The organism is Spirosoma aerolatum, assembly GCF_002056795.1.
Lineage (GTDB): Bacteria > Bacteroidota > Bacteroidia > Cytophagales > Spirosomataceae > Spirosoma > Spirosoma aerolatum.
In genome coordinates, this window is sequence record NZ_CP020104.1 from 2,779,616 (window position 1) to 2,799,041 (window position 19,426).

Here is a 19,426-nt window from a genome sequence, read left to right on the forward strand (position 1 = left end):
GATAATCAGTTTTTTAACTAAAAAATAAATCATAACCATCATAAAAATCTGTGTTCCATAAACTGTTAGCTACCTTTTTCTTCCTCCTTTCACCACAACTGAAAGCGGAGATTGTATTGCCGCGCATTCTGGGGCATAACATGGTGCTACAGCAGGGAAAACCCTTGGCTATCTGGGGAAAAGCTGCGGCTGGCGAGACCATAACGGTTCAGTTTGCCGGGCAAAATCTCACAACCTCAGCCGATGCCGCCGGGGCATGGCGCGTTACCCTGAAACCGCTCAAAGCGTCGGCCATACCAGCTGAACTGGTCATTTCCGGGACGAATACGATCCGACTGCAAAACATTCTGGTGGGTGAAGTCTGGCTGTGTTCCGGGCAGTCGAACATGGAGTACACGATGCGGAAAAACAGCAAAGTGAACCCGGCACTGGCTACTCAACCCGTCGATGGACACAATCCCGTTGAAGAGTTATCCTTTGCGCACAATCCACAGATTCGGATTTTTCTGGTCAACCGCAAAGAGTTGAGCAAGCCCGATTCACTCCATCGCGGGTGGGGCGTGGCAGCAGATTCAGCGTTACGGTCGTTCTCCGCACCCGCTTATTTCTTCGCCAAAGAGCTTTACAAAAACCTGAACGTACCAATTGGTGTCATCTCGTCGGCCGTACCGGGTAGCCGGATTGAACCGTGGATTTCGGAGACTGCTTTTCGTGAAGATATTTTTTACACGAATCAGAAGATTGACGGAGAACCGGGCAAATTTTATGAGCCGATGATTCATCCGCTGGTGCCGTTTGCCATAAAGGGTTTTCTGTGGTATCAGGGCGAATCCAATTGTTTTCTGAACGAAACCGTCACCTATTCGCACAAGCTCAAAACGCTGATTACAAGCTGGCGAGCTGCCTGGTCAGATCAGAAACTACCGTTTTATTACGTCTCGCTGGCTCCGTTCAAGTACTCCGAATCGAAGCAGAAGATTGTGTTGAGCAAAGAAACCTTGCCCGAGTTCCGCGAAGCGCAGGAATGGGTGTTGACCATGCCCAACACAGGCATGATTACCACAACCGATCTGGCTGCTGACTTGTCCGATATTCATCCGCCTTTCAAATGGGAAATCGGTCGGCGGCTGGCCCTGCTGGCATTAGCCAACACCTACAACAAAGCTGACATCGTTGCCGAAGGGCCTGTCTTTGACAAGATGACGGTAAAAGGACGCTCCGCTGAGCTGACGTTCTCGCAAATCGGTAGTGGTCTGGTTAGCAAAGACGGTCAACCGCTTACGGGCTTTACGGTGGCTGGGGCCGATAGCGTTTTTGTTCCGGCTCAGGCGCGTATCGACGGCAAACGTGTGCTTGTTTCGTCTCCCAGTGTGGCGCATCCGATAGCCGTTCGTTTTGCCTGGGACGAAGCCGCCCAACCAAATCTGTTCAATAAAGAAGGGCTTCCCGCCCGGCCATTTCGAACGGATAATCCGCTCAAGGGTAAGCGCCTATTGGAACATAATCGCTCAGCAACGTCGGATCGTCGGAACGGACGTTCGACTCAATCAATAACCCGAAACAACCAATGAAAAAGACACTCACCCTTTGTGTGTTGGTGGCTGCTATTGCCCTAACCGTTCCCGCTTACAGTCAGGAGCAATCAACCAAACCGGCCGTTCCTTCGGCTGATGCCAAAATCAAGGCAGATGCCGAACTGGATAAGAAAGCGGCCGAGTGGATTGCTTCGCTGAACCTGAACGATGCGCAAAAAGAAAGTCGCCTGACCAACGTGGTCGCAACGCATCTGAAAGCCGTCCGCGACTGGCATAATGAGCATCCGGCCAGTACGGTTCCGGCAGGCATTAATCCTCTAACGGGTAAACCGCTATCCGAGCTTGACCGCCAACTAATTGCCGATTCGGCCATTCCGGCAACGGTTCATCAGGCATTGATGATGGGGCTGCAAAACGATCTGGATAAAAACCAGGTCAACGCCATTCTGGACAAATACACCATCGGTAAAGTGGCTTTCACGATGAACGGCTACCGGGCTATTGTCCCCAATATCACTCCTACCGAAGAAGCAACGATTCTGGGCTTTCTGGAGCAGGCCCGCGAACAGGCAGTCGATTACAAAAGCATGAAAGAAATCTCGGCCATTTTCGAGATCTACAAAACCAAATCAGAACAGTATCTGAACGCCAACGGCCGCAACTGGCGGGAGATGTATAGTGCCTACACTGCAGCCATCAAAGCCAAAAAAGCCGCCGAGAAGAAGCCGTAAGGGGTATTAGTTAACGTGAATAATGGAGGATTTACGAATAGAATAATACTCGTTTTTTGTCATCCCGACCTAAGGAGGGATCTTGGGCAAGGGACTATTTACCGAAGATCCCTCCTTAGGTCGGGATGACAAAAAACAATAGTATAAACAACTGACAATCAGTGGAAAATTGCAGATTCTATCCGTTGTTCACGTTAGTTATCAGGATAATTTGAGATTCCTCCCTGGGGACTAGGCGTACCAGTCGGAATAAAAAAAAAGAGATAAAAAAATGACGATGAAAACCCTCTATACAACCCTTTTCTTCTGTCTTACCCTGCTTAGCTCGTCAGTAGCGCAACTGGCTAAATGGCAGTCGGGATTGGTGGTGGATGAGTTTGTGGTCGAAAATCCGCCATTTCCGGAAAGCCATGCAGCTACGATTGTCGAAACCCCGACGGGGCTGGTGTCGGCCTGGTTTGGCGGTACTAAAGAGCGTAATCCAGATGTATGTATCTGGGTGAGTCGGCAGGAAAAAGGGCACTGGCTACCTCCGCAAAACGTAGCCAACGGCATCATCAATGATACGCTTCGGTATGCCTGCTGGAACCCGGTGTTGTATCAAATTCCGAAAGGTGATCTGATGCTGTTCTACAAAGTCGGTCCGAGTCCCTCGAAATGGTGGGGAGAATTGAAAACTTCCTCAGATGGCGGCCGTACCTGGTCGACCGCACGTAAGCTACCCAACGGCTACCTTGGCCCGGTCAAGAATAAACCCGTTCTACTCGCCAACGGAAATCTGTTCTGCCCGAGCAGTACCGAAGGCGACGGCTGGAAACTACATTTTGAAATCACCCCCGACTTCGGTAAAACCTGGCGAAAAATCGGTCCGATCAACGCCGACCGAACGCTGAATGCCATCCAGCCGAGCATTCTGACGTACGGGAACGGTAAACTACAAATTCTGGCACGCAGCAAAGACCGGGCTATTCTTGAATCCTGGTCGATGGATAACGGTGAAACCTGGTCACCACTGGCCAAAACATCGCTGCCCAACAACAACTCCGGCACCGATGCAGTCACCCTGAAAGATGGTCGGCAGGTGCTGGTCTATAACCATGTATTGCCACCGGGCAATCTGGCGAAAGGGCCACGTACGCCCCTGAACTTAGCCGTATCGAACGATGGTAAAAACTGGTTGGCAGCCGTCATTCTGGAAGATTCTCCCATCAGTCAGTATTCGTACCCCTCCGTGATTCAGACCAGCGATGGAATGATCCATGTGATCTACACCTGGCGTCGGCAGAAGATCAAGCACGCGGTCATTGACCCTAAAAAGCTAAAACTAAAACCCATTGAAAACGGTATCTGGCCTGCATTGGACGGCTACATAGCGCCTGTAGCGAACGAGATAACGAAAGAGTAGAAAATACCCCACCCTAATCCCTCCCCTTAACATATGGGGAGGGACTTTTTGGAGTCCATCTCATGGCCTTCCTCTGGAAAACAGACAAAAGACTATTCGGATTCCGCATTATGCCCCTCCCCTGAAATCAGGGTAGGGGTTGGGGTGGGGTTGATTTGAACAAGACAATAACGAATGACACAGAACTTAACCATACATTTTCCCGGTAAACTGGTTTTCGGCAAGGGCTCTCTGGCGGGTCTGGCCGACGAAATCAGAGCGTTGTCGCCCCAAAGCGTTTTGCTAATAACCATCGTGCCGCTGTTAGCGCAGCTTAGCCCGTTGGTCGAAACGCTAAAGGCGAACGGTATTGCCGTACAAATCGATACCAGCATTGTTCAGGAACCGTCGTTTGCCGACTTCAAGACGTTGATGCAAACCGTCGGGCCGTTTAACCCGGATGTTGTGCTGGGTGTTGGAGGTGGCAGTGTGCTGGACGTTGCCAAACTGGTAGCCGCTCAACTCGAAAACGACCAGACGCTAACCGATATGCTGGGCATCGGCAACCTGAACGGACGCCGAAAAAAACTGATCTGCGCACCTGCTACGTCAGGAACAGGCAGCGAAGCCTCGCCCAATGCCATCCTGGTCGACGAGGCCGATAATCAGAAGAAAGGCATCATCAGCCCATTTCTGGTTCCCGACATCGTGTACGTCGATCCGTTGCTGACGCTAAGTGTACCGGCATCCATCACGGCGGCAACGGGTATCGACGCGCTCACGCATTGTCTGGAGGCATACACCAACAAGTTCGCGCAGCCGTATATCGACATGTATGCCTACGAGGGCATGCGCCTGATTGCCGATAACATTGTTCAGGCGGTCCGTAATGGGGCCGATGAAGAGGCCCGGACACAGGTCGCGATGGGTAGTTTGCTCGGTGGTTTTTGCCTGGGGCCGGTCAATACGGCGGGGGTTCATGCGCTGGCGTACCCGTTAGGCAGCCTGTTCCATCTGCCACACGGCCTTTCCAATGCCTTACTGCTGCCGTATGTGATGGAGTTCAACATACCAGCCTCGGTTCGTCGGTATGCACAGGTGGCGGTTGCGCTGGGCTGCGAACGAGCAGACTCCTGTGCTGAAACAGCCGCGAGTGGTGTCCAGAAAATTCGTGAACTCATTCGGGAATGCGGCATTCCGGCCCGCTTGCGGGATGTGAATGTGCCTTATGAGGCCATTCCGCAGATGGCCGACGATGCGTTGACGATCACCCGATTACTGAAAAATAATCCGCGCGACATAACCCGCGCGGATGCTATAGCTATTTATACAGCCGCTTATTAACGTATGAAAAAGAAATACCGGGGTGTTGTTGTTCCGCTGGTTACGCCCCTGACCGAAACGTATCGACTGGATGTAGCGGCCGTTGAACGAATGATGGGCAACCTGCAGGCTGCCGAAGCGATGCCCTTTGTACTAGGCACAACGGGCGAAGCCACATCGCTTCCCATGTCCGTAAAGAAGGCGTATGCCAACGAAGCTGCCCGGCTCAAATCGGCCGACATGTTGCTATACGCCGGTATTTCGGGAAATTGTCTGGAAGAGTCTGTCGAGCTGTCGAATTACTGTTTTGATGTGGGCGTCGATGCGGTATGTGCTACGCTGCCCAGTTATTACGCTCTGTCGGATTCCCAGATGAAGCGGTATTTCGAACAACTGGCCGATCAACTGAACGGTCCATTGATCATCTACAATATCTTCGCTACAACACGCATGTCGATTCCAATTTCGCTCATCGACGAGTTAAGCTACCATCCAAACATCGTTGGGCTTAAAGATTCGGAGCGTAGTACAGAACGACTTGCCGAGTCTGTTGCGCTTTGGGCTGATCGGCCTGATTTCAGCCATTTTATGGGTTGGGCGGCCCGGTCGGCTCATGCTTTACTGGCGGGCAGTGATGGACTTGTTCCCAGCACCGGAAATCTGTTTCCCGGCATCTACCGCGATATGCTGAAGGCTGTCGAAGAGGGCGACGAAGAGAAGGCGTTTTATTATCAGAACCAGTCCGATCTGTTTGGCCACGTGTACCAGTCGGGTCGAACGCTGGGCGAGTCATTATGGGCGCTTAAAGTGCTGATGCAGGAGAATGGCCTTTGCGGTACGACCATGATGCCCCCGTTGCAACCTCTTTCCGAACAGGAAGAAACCGAGCTAAAAACCGCCTTCGCCGACCTGCTGGTTAAGGAAGAGATACAACTATAAGTTCGCCGTTTACAGCCTTCGGGTTACGGTTGGCAGATGCTAAAACTGTTGTCAGTAATGCGGGTGGAAACCCGCGATTTCTAAAGTTAGCGGGTTTCCACCCGCATTACACGATGAACACAACTAATAAACCGATAATCGGCATTACAATGGGTGACCCGGCCAGCATTGGCCCCGAAATCGCTGTGAAAGCCCTGCTGAATCCTGCTGTTTACGAGCTATGTAATCCTATTCTGGTGGGCGATGCGGACGTTTTTCGGGATATTACCGAACGGCTAGCCCTCAATGCCCTCATCAATCCAGTTCAGGCTGTCGATGAGGCAAAATTTGAACTGGGTACGGTCGATGTATACGATCTGGCGAATGTCGATCTGGCGCAGTTGACATTCGGCGAAATATCGGCGATGGCCGGAGAAGCAGCTTTTGCTTCCGTCAAAACCGTGATCGAGCTGGCCCTGGCCGACAAAATCGACGCGACCGTAACCGGGCCAATCAACAAGAAATCCATCAACGAAGCGGGGCATCATTTTGCGGGGCATACCGAAATCTACGCGCATTATACCAACACCAAAAAATACGGGATGCTGCTGGTGGAAGACCAAATGAAAGTGATTCACGTATCAACCCACGTATCGCTTCGACAAGCCTGTGATCTGGTCAAAAAAGACCGGATTCTGGAAGTGATCGAGTTACTGCACAACGGGCTGATCTCACTGGGCGAAACCAATCTGAAAATTGGCGTAGCGGGTCTGAACCCACACGCGGGCGATTCGGGGCTTTTTGGGACAGAAGACGACGAGGAAATTCTGCCAGCCGTGCTGGAAGCGAAACGGCGTGGTTTTGATGTGGAAGGTCCGGTTCCGGCCGATACCCTATTCTCGAAAGCAGCAACGGGCTATTACGGCGGTGTTGTGGCCATGTACCACGACCAGGGACACATTCCATTCAAGCTGACCGGCTTCAAATGGAACGCCGAAAAAAAGCAGATGGACAGCGTAAAAGGGGTTAATATTACGATGGGCTTACCCATCATCCGCACGTCGGTCGATCATGGAACCGCCTTCGAAATTGCCGGAAAAGGCGTCGCCAGCCCCGATGCCATGGTGTTAGCCATTGAGTCGGCGGTGAGGTTATCAAAAGAGCGAAAGAGTGAAAGAGCGAAAGAGCGGCAGTTGGTATAATCTTTTCTATCGTTCAGCAATCCACGCTTTCGCTCTTTCACTCTATCGCTCTTTAAACTATGCTTGCTGTTGTTGCTGATGATTTGACGGGAGCCGCTGAGCTGGCGGGGATTGGCGTTACTTATGGGTTGACCGTAGAACTTGCCATGTTCGTCAACCTCCGATCAAAAGCGGATTTGCTGGTGATTTCGACCGATGCCCGTTCAGTTTCGGAAAAGGAGGCCGTTCGGGAAATGACGGGTGTGAGTGCAGCTTTACGCATGATGAATCCCGAACTGATTTTTAAAAAAGTTGATTCGGTACTTCGTGGACATGTCATTGCCGAAACGAAAGCGCAGTTGACGGTTCTTGGTCTGGAACGGGCATTTATTGTTCCGGCCAATCCGGCCTTGGGTAGAATCCTGATCGACGGGCATTATTACGTTCAGGGGCAACCGATCCACCAGACCCATTTTTCAAAAGACCCGGAATTCCCGATAACGGAATCGAATGTCATGAAGCGATTAGCGGTGAATGAGGCACCAATGGCTGTTCAATCTGCTACAGCAACGTTGCCTGAACGGGGGATTGTCATTGGTGAGGTGGGCACGCAGGGTGATCTGATGACCTGGGCTAACCGACTTGACGAACAGACCCTACCGGCTGGTGGAGCTGGTTTTTTTACCGCTATTCTGGAGGCTCGTTACGCCCTCAAAAAAACGGCTCGTCTGTCGGGAGCATTGGGCGTATGCAGACTTTATGTGTGTGGAAGCGCCTTTGGACACCGTGTTGAGCTGGTAAAAAATGCAGCCATGGCCGGAAATTTCGTTTGTTATATGCCAGATGCTCTGATGGCATCCGCCGACGAGCACCCCGTCGAATTAGCCGATTGGGTGTCCAGTATTGTTACATGTTTTCAACGGCATGAGCAGGTTATTATGGCAATTAATGCCGATTCGAACGTTGATACGCAGGGATTAGCAATCCAGTTACGGACAACCCTGGCAAAAGCTGTAAAGCGCGTGCTTGGCCAGATTCCCGTAGACGAATTGATTATCGAAGGTGGCTCAACAGCATCGGCTGTGCTGCGCGAAATGGGCGTTAATCGGCTGTCTCCAACGCAGGAATTGGCCGCTGGTGTTGTCCGAAGTGCTGTTGTTGGCAATAGCCATTTGCATATAACCGTAAAGCCAGGCAGTTACCGCTGGCCAACTGATTTATGGGCATTTCATGGTCATTGAATGCTGCATAATAAACGTTTTCTATCTTTTTTTCTGTCATTCCGAGGAACGAGGAATCTTCGGGCGAGGAAGAAAACACGATGCTTAGCCGAAGATTCCTCGTTCCTCGGAATGACAGAAAACGTTTATTACAATGTATAGAATGACATGCCATTAATGACACTAAATGACGATTTAAATGTCAAACCCGACCTTAAACGTAATTGATTTCCTGATAATTGGCGCCGTGTTGATTATCAATCTGTATTTCGGGCTTCGCTACGCCCGCAACCAGCGCACAACCGAAACCTATTTTGCCGCTCGTGGCCGGGTACCTGCCTGGGCCATCGGGATGTCGCTGCTGGCGACGCTGATCAGCAGCGTTACGTTTCTGGGGTATCCCAGCGAAGGCTTTTCATCGAACTGGCTTTTGTTGGTGCAGGGCCTGATGGTACCTATCGTGCTGCTCGGAACGATCTGGTTCATTGTTCCGCTGTATCGTAAAGCAATCGGTCTGAGTACCTACGAATATTTCGAAAAAAGGTTTGGTGCGTTTGCCCGCTACTATAGCTCCACAGCGTTCGTCCTCAGGCAGTTTTCGTCGATGGGAACGGTTTTCTTTCTCCTGTCGGTAGCCCTCACCAACATGACCGGTGGCGACACGTTCTACATCATTGTTGTCGTCGGCCTGATCATCATCACTGTAAACCTGCTGGGCGGTATCGAAGCGGTTATCTGGCTCGATGTGTTTCAGGGCTTTATGCTCTTTGCGAGTGGTATTCTCTGCGTCGTGGTCATTCTGCTTTCGGTCAAGGGCGGCTTTTCGGAGGTTATCAACGTCGCTTCGGCCAACGGACGAACCGGCTTCGGGCCGTACGATCTGGACTTTACGAAGCTGACCTTCGTAGTAATGGCCATCAACGGTATGTTCTACGCCATCCAGAAATATGGAACCGACCAGACGGTAGTGCAGCGGTACCTGACTGCCAAAACCGACAAAGCCGCCATCCGGGCGTCGATACTGGGCATTTCGCTGACCGTTCCGGTCTGGGCGTTGTTTATGTTTATTGGCACCGCTCTGTTCGTCTATTACAAGCAGCAGCCACTTCCAGAAGGCATGCGCCCGGACGCGGTGTTCCCGTATTTTATCATGACCCGATTCCCGACGGGCGTGGTTGGGTTCATTCTGGCGGCCATGATCTCAGCCGCTATTTGTAGCCTTAGCGCCGATCTGAACTCACTGGCTGCTGTTGGTCTGGAAGATTTCTACAAAAAATTACGGCCAACCCGTACCGACCGCGAGTACCTGACTGTTAGCAAAACGATTGTCGTCGTATCGGGCCTGATTGCCATTGGCATCGGAGCCATCTATTTGCAGGCCGGTAACGAAGGCGTTCTGGGCATTGTCTTTACGCTATACGCCATTTTTTCGGGCGGTATTGTCGGTATTTTTCTGCTGGGTATATTCAGCGCACGGGCCAACAAACAGGGTGTTAACATGGCCATAGTCGTCTGCATATTGTTTACGGCCTATGCCTTTCTGACCTCCACCCAAATCGGTTATGGCGACGGAAAAAAACTCCTGCTTGACCTCGGAGTGTATAATTTCACACACCACAAACTGATGCTGGGCGTATACAGTCACCTGATCGTGATTGGCGTGGGATATGTTGCCAGTCTGTTTTTTCCTAAACCCGAACTGGACGCTAATTTGCTGTATAGCGGCTGGCGGAAACAGTCGAAAGCAAAGCTGGCAGAAGGTACGTCGAAACGTACAGCATATGGCAACGCAGGAAAAATCACTGCTGTTCTGCTGCTGATCAGTAGTATCGCTACAGTGGCTCAAACGTCTGACGATCTATTCAGAAAGCCACTCAAAGACGTTGTTCACCAGGCCGAAAGCCGGGAATTGGTCAGAATTCGGTATCCTGAAGAGTTGGTGAAAGACAAATATGGGTAAATCTGTAAAAACGGACCGCTTCGATTTCTATAGTAGGTTTGACCTGTATTGACCAGATGAATACTCAAAGGGGACTACGCCAGCATGACAGTCGGACGGCCGATGTCGCTATTTTTTTTGGATCAGTAATGGCCTTCAATTCATTCGTAATGATCGTAACTCAGTGGCGATGGCTGGTCCAATGTCCCTAACCGATAGTACATAAGCGCATCGGGTAAATTAGGCTTATAACTATTGTCATTTTCTGAACCAGTGTTTAGAAAATGTAAAATGAAAGTGGATGAATGTTTTTATAGGCCGTAGAATGATGATATATCGGTATGTTTCGGCAATATCACTTAAAGTTGTGTGTATTTGGAAGCTATCTGAGGATAGGTGATTTCACGAATCACCCTTATCCGCACGACGCAGTCTTATCCTGGTGACCAAAAAACTAGTTCTAGCCTGAATTTTGTTTCAAATGTTAAATATCTATAAAACAGGCGGTTATTAACACTTCTTAACAAGTGTACTCAGCGAAGGAAGCAGCTATACCCTGTAGTTTTGGCGAGTTCTTACAAACTATTCATGTGGCTAAATCTACCGCTATATGCTTTCTTTCAAACGCCTGAATCGGCTTGTGGGCTGGCTCATATTTGCCATTGCGCTCGTGACCTATGCCATGACCGTCGAACGCACAGCCAGTTTCTGGGACTGTGGTGAGTTCATTGCTTCCTCGTTCAAACTTCAGATTCCTCACCCACCCGGCGCTCCGTTGTTTCTGATGCTGGGCCGGATTTTCTCCATGCTGTCGCTAGGGGATTTAACGCGAGTAGCTTACTGGATCAATATGGTCTCGGTCGTTGCCAGCGCCTTCACGATTCTGTTTCTATTCTGGACCATTAGCTTGCTCACGCAAAAGCTGTTAGCCACTCGATACGCCAGCCAGCCAGGCAGCGAGTACAGTCCGGCCGATAGCCGGTTGATTATTGGCTCCAGCGCTGTAGGCGCCTTGGCGTATACCTTCTCCGATACCTTCTGGTTTTCTGCTGTTGAAGCCGAAGTGTACGGCATGTCTTCGTTTTTTACGGCTATTGTGGTGTGGGCTACCTTTACTTGGGAACGTATTGAGGACGAGGCTACAGCCAATCGCTGGCTTATCCTGATTGCCTATCTGGTTGGCCTCTCGATAGGCGTTCATTTACTCAATCTGGTTATTCTACCTGCACTGACGCTTATTTATTACTTCCGCAAATGGTCTAAACCAACGTTCTGGGGGGGCGTAATGGCAATAGGCGTTGGGCTAGCTATATTGGGACTGATCAATGCATCGATTCCTGGGCTTCCGGCCATGGCTTTCGTGGTAGAGCGATTCGGTGTCAACACGGTAGGGTTACCCTTCAACTCCGGTACGATTTTATTTGTACTAGCGATGATCGGAGCCGTGACCTATGGTCTGGTTTGGTCCATACGTCGCCAAAAGGTGCTGCTGAATACAGCGCTGCTTGCGGTTGCCTTTCTACTGATTGGGTATGCTTCCTACATGCAGGTGCTGGTCCGGGCAGGCTATAACCCGCCCATCAATGAAAACGATCCCAGTGATATCCTCAAATTCCGGGCGTATCAGAATCGGGAGCAGTATGAAAGCCGTTCCTTGCTGTATGGCCCCATTTTTACGGCACGACCCATTGACTCAAAAAAGGGTGCGCCCATCTGGAAGCGCGATAAGGATAAATATATCATCGTCGATTATTACCCCGAATACATCTACGCTCCTGGCGACCAAATGCTGTTTCCCCGTATCTATAGTACGCACCTGAACCATCCTCAATTATACCGACAGTTGCTTGGACTGGCCGAAGGGCAGAAGCCGACCATGGGGGATAATCTGAGATTTCTGTTTACCTATCAGCTCAATCACATGTGGTGGCGCTACCTGATGTGGAATTTTGCCGGGCGGGAAAGCGATGTGGAAGGAGCTACATATCTGTTGCCTTGGTCATCGAATCAACACCTGCCCGATCTACTAAAAACCAACAAAGCCCACGACAACTTTTACATGCTGCCGTTTCTGCTGGCCCTGTTGGGGATGGTGGTTCAGTATCGGCATCGTCGACCCGATTTTGTTACGGTAGGCATACTTTTCCTGCTGACGGGCATTGCACTCCAGATTTTCTTAAATTCTCCCCCTTCCGAACCCCGTGAACGCGACTACATCTACGTGGGGTCCTTCTATTTCTTTGCCATCTGGCTTGGACTGGGCGTGGTGGCTATGGTCGATTTCGTCCGTGCAATCATCGCGCGCTTTCAGTCTGTAGCGTTTCGCCATGAATTTGTCTTGGGAATGTGCCTATTGATTCCAATCATGATGTGTGTCAAAAGCTGGGATAATCACAATCGGGATCACCGCTTTCACTCGGTTGATTTTGCCAAGAACATGCTCAACTCGTGCGCCTACAATGGGATTCTGTTTACCGAAGGCGATAACGATACGTTCCCCCTTTGGTATGCCCAGGAAGTGGAAGGCTTTCGGCGCGATGTACGGGTGTGTAATCTGAGTCTGCTGGGTACAGACTGGTACATTCAGCAGATGAAGCGGAAGACCTATGAGTCAGATGCAGTTCCGATGTCGTTAGAGCTCGATCAATTTAGTAAAGGCAAGAATGATATTGTTCCCTTCTACGAGATCGCCGGGGTCAAAAACGGGATTGATCTGAAGCAATACATCAGTTTGGTTAAAGCGAACAATCCCGCCATTCAGGTGCCCTTGACGACGGGTGAAATGACGAATATTTTGCCTTCATCCGTCCTGTTTCTACCCATTGACAAACAAGCGGTGGATCAGGCAAAATTTGTTCCGGCTTCTCTACGTCCGCTGCTGAAAGACACCATGCAATGGACCATTGGTAAAAAAGATCTGCTAAAACCAGATCTGGTGATGCTCGATATGATTGCCACCAACAATTGGAAGCGCCCCATTTATTTTTCCAGTACGCTGGCCAATGAGCATTACCTAAACCTAAAAAATTACCTGCAGCTAGAAGGGTACGCGTACCGGTTAATGCCAGTAGCGGTTCCGGGAGCCACCGACGGTTACGTCAACTCCGAGGTGATGTATGACACTATGATGCACAAGACGTTCTGGCGGGAGTTCAATAATCCTGAGGTGTACTACGATGAGACCTACAAAGGGCCGCCCGTCATTTCGGCTCGCCTGGCGTTCCTGCGATTGACGGACCAGCTTTTACGAGAAGGCCAACTGGACAAAGCACGTCAGGTGCTGGACTATTCGCTCAAGGTGATGCCCGACAAGAGTCTACCCTACGACCAGATAGTAGCGAACTATGTGCCGTGTCTGTTTGCGGTCAATGATGCTAAAAAGGCCCTGTCATTGGCGGATACGATGGTTCATCGCGCCGACCAGAACCTAACCTACGCCAAAACCAGCCAGAGCACATTCAGCAGCCCAAACGGCGACCTGTATGTTTTGCAAACGATTGTTGAGGCCTGTAAACAAGCAAACCAGCCCGTTGCAACGGCCAAGTACGATGCTATTTTCCAGAAGCATCTGAAGGCGTTTGACTAGGGTATTCGGACCGATAGGCCCTAGGAAAAAATCGATCCCAATTAATCTATGTCCCATAGCGAGCTTGTAAACCGTGCCATTTGAGGCTCTATTAAGGATGGCCGTGTTCCAGGCGCTAGCTTGGAAAAAGGATTTCTCTTCTCCAGTATTCCATCAGCTAACCTACCCGTTAGTTAGCTGATGGAATACTGAAACCTGTCCATCACTGCCAACAGGGCTACTACGGCACGGATGTATTTTTAACTATAGACAGATTTAGACCGACTGTAAAGCTGGGCCGAGGACTTAGGCAAACTCCGCTGAGCCAGAAACTAAATCAAGTCTACATTTCCCTACTCAGTTGTGTTGGAATATGGTAAAACACTACATCTACGAAGAATAGTCCGTTTATTGGCCGATTCCAATCAGGACATGACAGGTTATAAAACTTAATCTTTTGATAGGTTTACGGAATGGCATAATTCCTGCTTAGCCTAATGGCTTCACTTAATCAAGTCATTGATTTTCATAACTATAAAATTTGAGTTTACTTCGTAGCGGATTTATAGTGTTGATTACACTGCCAGCGCTACCGAGGATACGCGGTACCAAGTTCCGCCTTCGGTAGGCGCGTAATGATTACTTCACGAATGATCAACAAATAGAATGGACACCCCTTTGAAGTTGCTCGTCGTGGAGGACGACATGATCATTGCCGCCAACATCGCCCTGCAACTCACCAGACTTGGCTATGAGGTCAGCGGGATTGTGCCCAGGGGCGAAGAAGCCATCCTACATGCTGAAACCAACCGGCCTGACCTGATTCTGCTCGATATCAGTCTCAAAGGCTCACTCGACGGTATCGATACCGCCCATGCTATCCACCAGCAGTGGAACATCCCAATTATTTACGTCACGGCCAATACCGACGAGGCTACCTTTGCCCGGGCAAAAAAAACACATCCCTACGCTTACATCGCCAAGCCGATCCGGGCCATTGAGTTACAACGGGCTATCGAGCTGGCCATGAGCCGCCTGGCCGACGAGCCTCCCACCGCTGCCAACCCTGCCCCCGACGCACCCTTTGTGCTCAGTGACCGGATTTTTGTGCGGCACCGCGAAAAGATCGTCAAGATTTTCATCGCCGATATTCTCTACGTGGAAGCTGACCGCAACTATTGCCACCTCTACACGGCCAACAAAGAATATCTGCTGACAACGACCCTGAAGGTGATGGAAGACAAACTCCCGGCCAACTTTTTTGTACGTGTACACCGCTCCTATCTGGCCAATCTGACGCAGGTTGATGAGGTAGGCGAAGGTCATATCGGAATTGGGGGTAAAACAATTCCGCTCAGCCACCTCCTGCGCGAGACACTACTGAAACGAATTCAGACCATTTGAGACCGCCGGGCGAAACCGGCATTACCGTTCACACATCCGGTAAGAAAATCCCCCCTTTCGGACAGTAAAAGGATACGCTCGTCCGGGCGAACTAGGTTGGGAAATACGAGGGCGATAGTTTAGATCCGTTATCAGCCAAATCGCTTTGCCGGGCTGATTGGGCCGCTCCGTTTCAGACCACAGCCAAACTATGTTTAACCATGCCGTTCCCGTTTGCCACTATTCGTTCGCCGGCGATTTTTTGCTTCCTGTGTATCATGCCCGCTGCCATCTTGCAGGCCTACCGTGGCTACGATTACCACTTATACGAACCACAGCATCAGGGTAAGTTATACGCGCGGTTCAAAACAGAAACCCCTCATCTGGCGAATAGAATCGGGAACGAGTCACCTCCTGTCCGATTTTGACCTATTCGGCTGCGAGCTAATTACCGCTTCCTCCTTAACCGATTCTGTTCATGCCATCACTGGGCTGTAAATGGCGCGGTGGTTTAAACCCAAAACTTTATGCAAACGGTAGGCATCCTTGGCGGTGCTGGCTTCATTGGCAGCTACATCACCCAAAAATTTCTGACCGAAGGATATGTCGTGAAAGTATCGGCTTCTGACCCGGCCAACGCCGAAAAGTACGCTCACCTGAGCACCCTCAACAGGGCCGAAAACCTGATGCTGGTGACCTGCGATGTGCGCGATGTGGCTGCACTTGAGTTGTTTATGCAGGGCTGCACGATTGTGGTACACGGCGGCACACCTTTTCAACTGGCAGTAGAAGACCCGCAGCGCGACCTGCTAGACCCCACCATCCGGGGTACAGAAAATTTTCTGGCCATCGCCAAGCGAACCGAGGGGCTCAAAAGTGTGGTGTTCATCGCTTCGGTGGCGTCCTATAATACTTCGTTTCCAATGCCTCACCCTAACCACCCCGCCGGTCAGGTATTTTCCGAAGCTGATACGCCCTGGTTCAGTGCGGAAGACCATCCCTACGGACAAGCCAAGTTTCTGGCCAACCAGGTCGTACGGAAATTCATCGAGGACAACCCGGATTTACCCTTCGAGATCACTACCGTTTCGCCCGTTTTTGTCATTGGCACCAGCTTGTCGCCCCGCGCCGATTCAACGTCGATGGGTATGCTCCACCTGTTTAAAAACAAGTTCGCCCCCAACCCATTCGTCGAGATGCTGTTTGCCAACGATATAGCCTTTTCGGTGGTGGATGTGCGCGATGTGGCCGAGGCCGTTTTTCAGGCAGCTACCCGGTCGGGCTTGCACGGCAAAAACTACCTCCTTTCGAGTGAAAGTTACCGCATCTCCGATCTGTCGCTTATGCTGAACCAGCAACCGCCCGCAGTCGAAGCTGCACTTGTATACAGCAACACCCTGGCGACCAATGACCTTGGCGTAGCGTTCAGGTCGGCACAGGAAACGTTACAGCAGGCCGTGTAGAAGGCTGGCTCAGGAATTCACCCGATCAACTCACATAACCTATACACCCATGAAAACCAGTAATCTAGTTTTCCTCATGGCCCGGCTGTTGACGCTGCTGCTCCTCCCGGCTTTCGCAGCCACCACCCTCGCTCAGGGCCTCAACCCCGAAGCGGTTGCCTTTACCAAAACCTACCAGACTGCCTATAACAAAGGTGACCGGCCCACGCTGATGACCCTTTTTGCCGACAATGTTGGCTGGGTAAACCCCGATGGCAGTGTAACGCCCGGTTCTAAAGCCGATGTAGAAGCCGACTATGTACGCGATTTCGGCGAAACGGCCGGGTCGTATATGGACTTCGCGGTGGTCAGCACCGAGGCCCAGCCCGACGGCAAGGTGAAAATCGGCACGACCGTCAGCGGCTACGATTTTGTGCGGAAAACCGGCGCGAAGCTAAACCCTACAGCGGGCACCTACGAGATGCTGATCGGCAAGGTCGGCGGACAGTGGAAAATCAGTCAGGTCAAGTGGACTATGAACACGATTGGGCTTGAGATGCGCGACCTGATGAAGCGATTTCAGGATGCCTACAACCGCGAGGACGTAGCGACCCTGAAAATGATGTTCACCGCCGATGCCGTGCGGACAGCTACGGACGGCACCACCACAAAAGGGGCTGCGATAGTTGATTTTTACACACAGGGGTTTGTCGATGCTGACGTGACCAACGTCATTTCGCTGGCCAGTGTTAGCCCGCAATTCGATGGCAGCGTGATTTTCACGGGAACCTATCACCTAACGGGGCGGTCGGCAAAAGGAGAGCGGATCGTGCGAGAAGGGGCTTATAGCAACACGGCTGTCAAAGAGAACGGGCAGTGGAAGATCAGCCGCAACACACAATCCAAACTCGTCAAAACGGTGGTTTATCACAAAGTGGCCGACTATGTCGCCTGGAAAAAAGGCTTCGATCTGTTTTATAACGAACGAATGCTGGCAGGCGAACTAAGTGCCGAAGTCAGTACGCTGGCCGACGACCCCAACACGGTTTGTATCATCAGCGAGTGGGCCTCGCCCGACGCACCGAAGGCTTTTTTTGCTCGCCCGGATTTGGCGGAAACAATGCGGAAAGATGGTGTTATTGGTAAGCCTACTATGCTGATTATGAGCAAGGAATAATCGGTTCTGCCCCACCACATTCGCCCTTTTTATTCAGTCAGTCCAAAATTCCATAACCAATCAAACTAAACATTGAGAACCAATCAAGTACCCAAGATGCTGGCCGTTGTTATGGCCTTGTTCCTGTTTGCCACAGGTTGCAATACGCCCGCAAAGGAAACGGCTACCCAAACGACCGACGCGTCGGCAATGACACCTGAACAAAAGCAGGCGATTGAACAGGAAATTTCTTCCCTTGTGAAAGAATTCTTCCAACAGGTCGAAAAACTGGACATTGAAACGTGCATGACATACTTTGAAAATACACCTGATTTTCAGGCCGTCAATCCCGATGGCACCCTGGGCGACTACGATGCCCTCAAAAAACTGAACGCAGACGGGTTTAGCCAGATGAAGACGTTGAGTGTCGTGCCAGCTAAGGAAGTGATTCGGGTTTTGACTGACTCGCTGGTGCTTTATACGTTCTCGATGGAACAGAATGCAACGCTCAAAACCGGCCAGAAAATGAAGTTTGAGCACGTAGCGGGAACGATGCTCTTTACCAAAATCAATGGTGCGTGGAAAGCGACGTTTTACCACGAGTCGGCAGCGGCACCGGTAGCCGTTAAGTAGCCGTATTTAAAAAAAGCAAAGTCATTCACGGCACATTGTTGAGTACTGATACTGCAAAAAAAGCCGTACTCTTTAATTAACTACCTGCATTAGATGAAGAATATGTACAAAAATAATTCACTCCTTATCATAATTACTTTATCAGTTTTATTAGCATCGGCAACCGTTCACGAATTAATGGGTCAGGCAAATTCTACACCCGTTATTAATCAAAAAGCAGAACATATTCTACAATCAACGATTAACAGGACTACGTATCATTTATCTATTTCATTACCTCAGCATTATTCTCCAAAAGACACAGTTCGTTATCCTGTATTATATATTCTGGACGGAGGATTAGCTTTTCCTATTGCCCATGCTGCCCGAACGTCAATGGACATGTTTGGCGATCTGGATAAAATGATAATTGTAGGAATTGAGTACGAATGGAAACAGTCACTAACATCTTGGATGACAAATAGATGGAAAGATTACACACCGACCAAAGATGCCGCATTTGATGCAAGTCCTACGTACACAAAAGCATTTGGTTTGACTGAAGGTTCTTTATCATCTGGAGGAGCTCCTGTTTTTTTAGATGTAATCAAAACAGAGATTATTCCATTTATTGATAAGCACTATAAAACCACAACAGAACGCGGTATTTCAGGGCATTCATTTGGCGGACTATTTGTGAGTTATTGTCTTTTTATGGCCCCAGATCTTTTCGATAAGTATGGCATAAATAGTCCCTCTTTATGGTGGAACAGTAAAGAACTGTTTAAAATTGAAAAAACATTTTCAGCAAAAAATCAATCGTTACCCGTCAAAATTTTCATGTCTGTTGGCAGCATGGAAGGCAAATCAATGACGCCTGTAATGACTGCGTTTGCAGATACGCTAAAGAGCAGAAATTACAAAGGGTTAACCCTCACTACGCACATATTTGACGATGAAACGCACATGTCGGTAGTGCCGGCGATGATTAGTCGAACACTCAGGGTGTTGTATGGCCACAAAAAATAATTCATTTC

General features: G+C 50.2%; 14 protein-coding genes. All 14 read left to right on the forward strand.

Going from position 1 to position 19,426, the window contains the following annotated elements; genetic code table 11:
* Positions 1-50: 50 nt before the first annotated feature.
* The 14 genes from B5M13_RS11165 to B5M13_RS11235 all read left to right on the forward strand — a co-directional run bounded on the left by B5M13_RS11165 (position 51) and on the right by B5M13_RS11235 (position 19,418).
* Positions 51-1,571 carry a sialate O-acetylesterase gene (locus B5M13_RS11165; protein ID WP_218919489.1) on the forward strand — a complete coding sequence of 507 codons (1,521 nt, stop codon included), beginning with the start codon at positions 51-53 and terminating at the stop codon, positions 1,569-1,571.
* The gene (locus B5M13_RS11170) at positions 1,568-2,266 is read left to right on the forward strand and encodes a DUF3826 domain-containing protein (RefSeq protein ID WP_080055744.1); all 699 of its coding nucleotides are present in this window, start codon (positions 1,568-1,570) and stop codon (positions 2,264-2,266) included. The genes B5M13_RS11165 and B5M13_RS11170 overlap by 4 nt, the downstream gene beginning before the upstream one ends.
* 271 nt (positions 2,267-2,537) lie before the next feature.
* On the forward strand, positions 2,538-3,671 hold the full coding sequence (locus B5M13_RS11175; protein ID WP_080055745.1) for a sialidase family protein: 1,134 nt from the start codon (positions 2,538-2,540) through the stop codon (positions 3,669-3,671).
* A gap of 174 nt (positions 3,672-3,845) precedes the next feature.
* Entirely contained in the window at positions 3,846-4,994 is a 1,149-nt protein-coding gene (locus tag B5M13_RS11180) for an iron-containing alcohol dehydrogenase (protein ID WP_080055746.1), read from the forward strand.
* A 3-nt stretch (positions 4,995-4,997) separates the two neighbouring features.
* Positions 4,998-5,912, forward strand: a complete 915-nt coding sequence (locus B5M13_RS11185) for a dihydrodipicolinate synthase family protein (RefSeq protein ID WP_080055747.1) — start codon at positions 4,998-5,000, stop codon at positions 5,910-5,912.
* 113 nt (positions 5,913-6,025) lie between these two features.
* Positions 6,026-7,093, forward strand: coding sequence for a 4-hydroxythreonine-4-phosphate dehydrogenase PdxA (gene pdxA / locus B5M13_RS11190; protein ID WP_080055748.1), 1,068 nt, complete (start codon positions 6,026-6,028; stop codon positions 7,091-7,093).
* 59 nt (positions 7,094-7,152) lie between these two features.
* Positions 7,153-8,313 carry a four-carbon acid sugar kinase family protein gene (locus tag B5M13_RS11195; protein ID WP_080055749.1) on the forward strand — a complete coding sequence of 387 codons (1,161 nt, stop codon included), beginning with the start codon at positions 7,153-7,155 and terminating at the stop codon, positions 8,311-8,313.
* Between the two features lie 178 nt (positions 8,314-8,491).
* Positions 8,492-10,252, forward strand: a complete 1,761-nt coding sequence (locus B5M13_RS11200; RefSeq protein WP_080055750.1) for a sodium:solute symporter — start codon at positions 8,492-8,494, stop codon at positions 10,250-10,252.
* Between the two features lie 589 nt (positions 10,253-10,841).
* Positions 10,842-13,817: a protein O-mannosyl-transferase family gene (locus B5M13_RS11205; protein WP_080055751.1), complete on the forward strand. Its 2,976-nt coding sequence runs from the start codon at positions 10,842-10,844 to the stop codon at positions 13,815-13,817.
* A gap of 645 nt (positions 13,818-14,462) precedes the next feature.
* The gene (locus B5M13_RS11210) at positions 14,463-15,200 is read left to right on the forward strand and encodes a LytR/AlgR family response regulator transcription factor (protein ID WP_080055752.1); all 738 of its coding nucleotides are present in this window, start codon (positions 14,463-14,465) and stop codon (positions 15,198-15,200) included.
* Positions 15,201-15,706: 506 nt separating this feature from the next.
* A complete protein-coding gene (locus tag B5M13_RS11220; RefSeq protein WP_080055754.1) occupies positions 15,707-16,642 on the forward strand; it encodes an NAD-dependent epimerase/dehydratase family protein in 936 nt (311 codons plus the stop codon).
* 49 nt (positions 16,643-16,691) lie between these two features.
* Positions 16,692-17,798, forward strand: a complete 1,107-nt coding sequence (locus tag B5M13_RS11225; RefSeq protein ID WP_080055755.1) for a nuclear transport factor 2 family protein — start codon at positions 16,692-16,694, stop codon at positions 17,796-17,798.
* 72 nt (positions 17,799-17,870) lie between these two features.
* Positions 17,871-18,410 carry a nuclear transport factor 2 family protein gene (locus B5M13_RS11230; protein WP_245859951.1) on the forward strand — a complete coding sequence of 180 codons (540 nt, stop codon included), beginning with the start codon at positions 17,871-17,873 and terminating at the stop codon, positions 18,408-18,410.
* Between the two features lie 93 nt (positions 18,411-18,503).
* Complete coding sequence (locus B5M13_RS11235) at positions 18,504-19,418, forward strand: alpha/beta hydrolase (RefSeq protein WP_080055757.1); 915 nt, start codon at positions 18,504-18,506, stop codon at positions 19,416-19,418.
* Positions 19,419-19,426 lie beyond the last annotated feature (8 nt).

Coding starts and splice junctions, on each gene's coding strand:
- B5M13_RS11205 (WP_080055751.1), top strand. CDS start 10,842: ATGCTTTCTTTCAAACGCCTGAATCGGCTTGTGGGCTGGCTCATATTT.
- B5M13_RS11170 (WP_080055744.1), top strand. CDS start 1,568: ATGAAAAAGACACTCACCCTTTGTGTGTTGGTGGCTGCTATTGCCCTA.
- pdxA (WP_080055748.1), top strand. CDS start 6,026: ATGAACACAACTAATAAACCGATAATCGGCATTACAATGGGTGACCCG.
- B5M13_RS11185 (WP_080055747.1), top strand. CDS start 4,998: ATGAAAAAGAAATACCGGGGTGTTGTTGTTCCGCTGGTTACGCCCCTG.
- B5M13_RS11195 (WP_080055749.1), top strand. CDS start 7,153: ATGCTTGCTGTTGTTGCTGATGATTTGACGGGAGCCGCTGAGCTGGCG.
- B5M13_RS11175 (WP_080055745.1), top strand. CDS start 2,538: ATGACGATGAAAACCCTCTATACAACCCTTTTCTTCTGTCTTACCCTG.
- B5M13_RS11220 (WP_080055754.1), top strand. CDS start 15,707: ATGCAAACGGTAGGCATCCTTGGCGGTGCTGGCTTCATTGGCAGCTAC.
- B5M13_RS11180 (WP_080055746.1), top strand. CDS start 3,846: ATGACACAGAACTTAACCATACATTTTCCCGGTAAACTGGTTTTCGGC.
- B5M13_RS11225 (WP_080055755.1), top strand. CDS start 16,692: ATGAAAACCAGTAATCTAGTTTTCCTCATGGCCCGGCTGTTGACGCTG.
- B5M13_RS11235 (WP_080055757.1), top strand. CDS start 18,504: ATGAAGAATATGTACAAAAATAATTCACTCCTTATCATAATTACTTTA.
- B5M13_RS11200 (WP_080055750.1), top strand. CDS start 8,492: ATGTCAAACCCGACCTTAAACGTAATTGATTTCCTGATAATTGGCGCC.
- B5M13_RS11210 (WP_080055752.1), top strand. CDS start 14,463: ATGGACACCCCTTTGAAGTTGCTCGTCGTGGAGGACGACATGATCATT.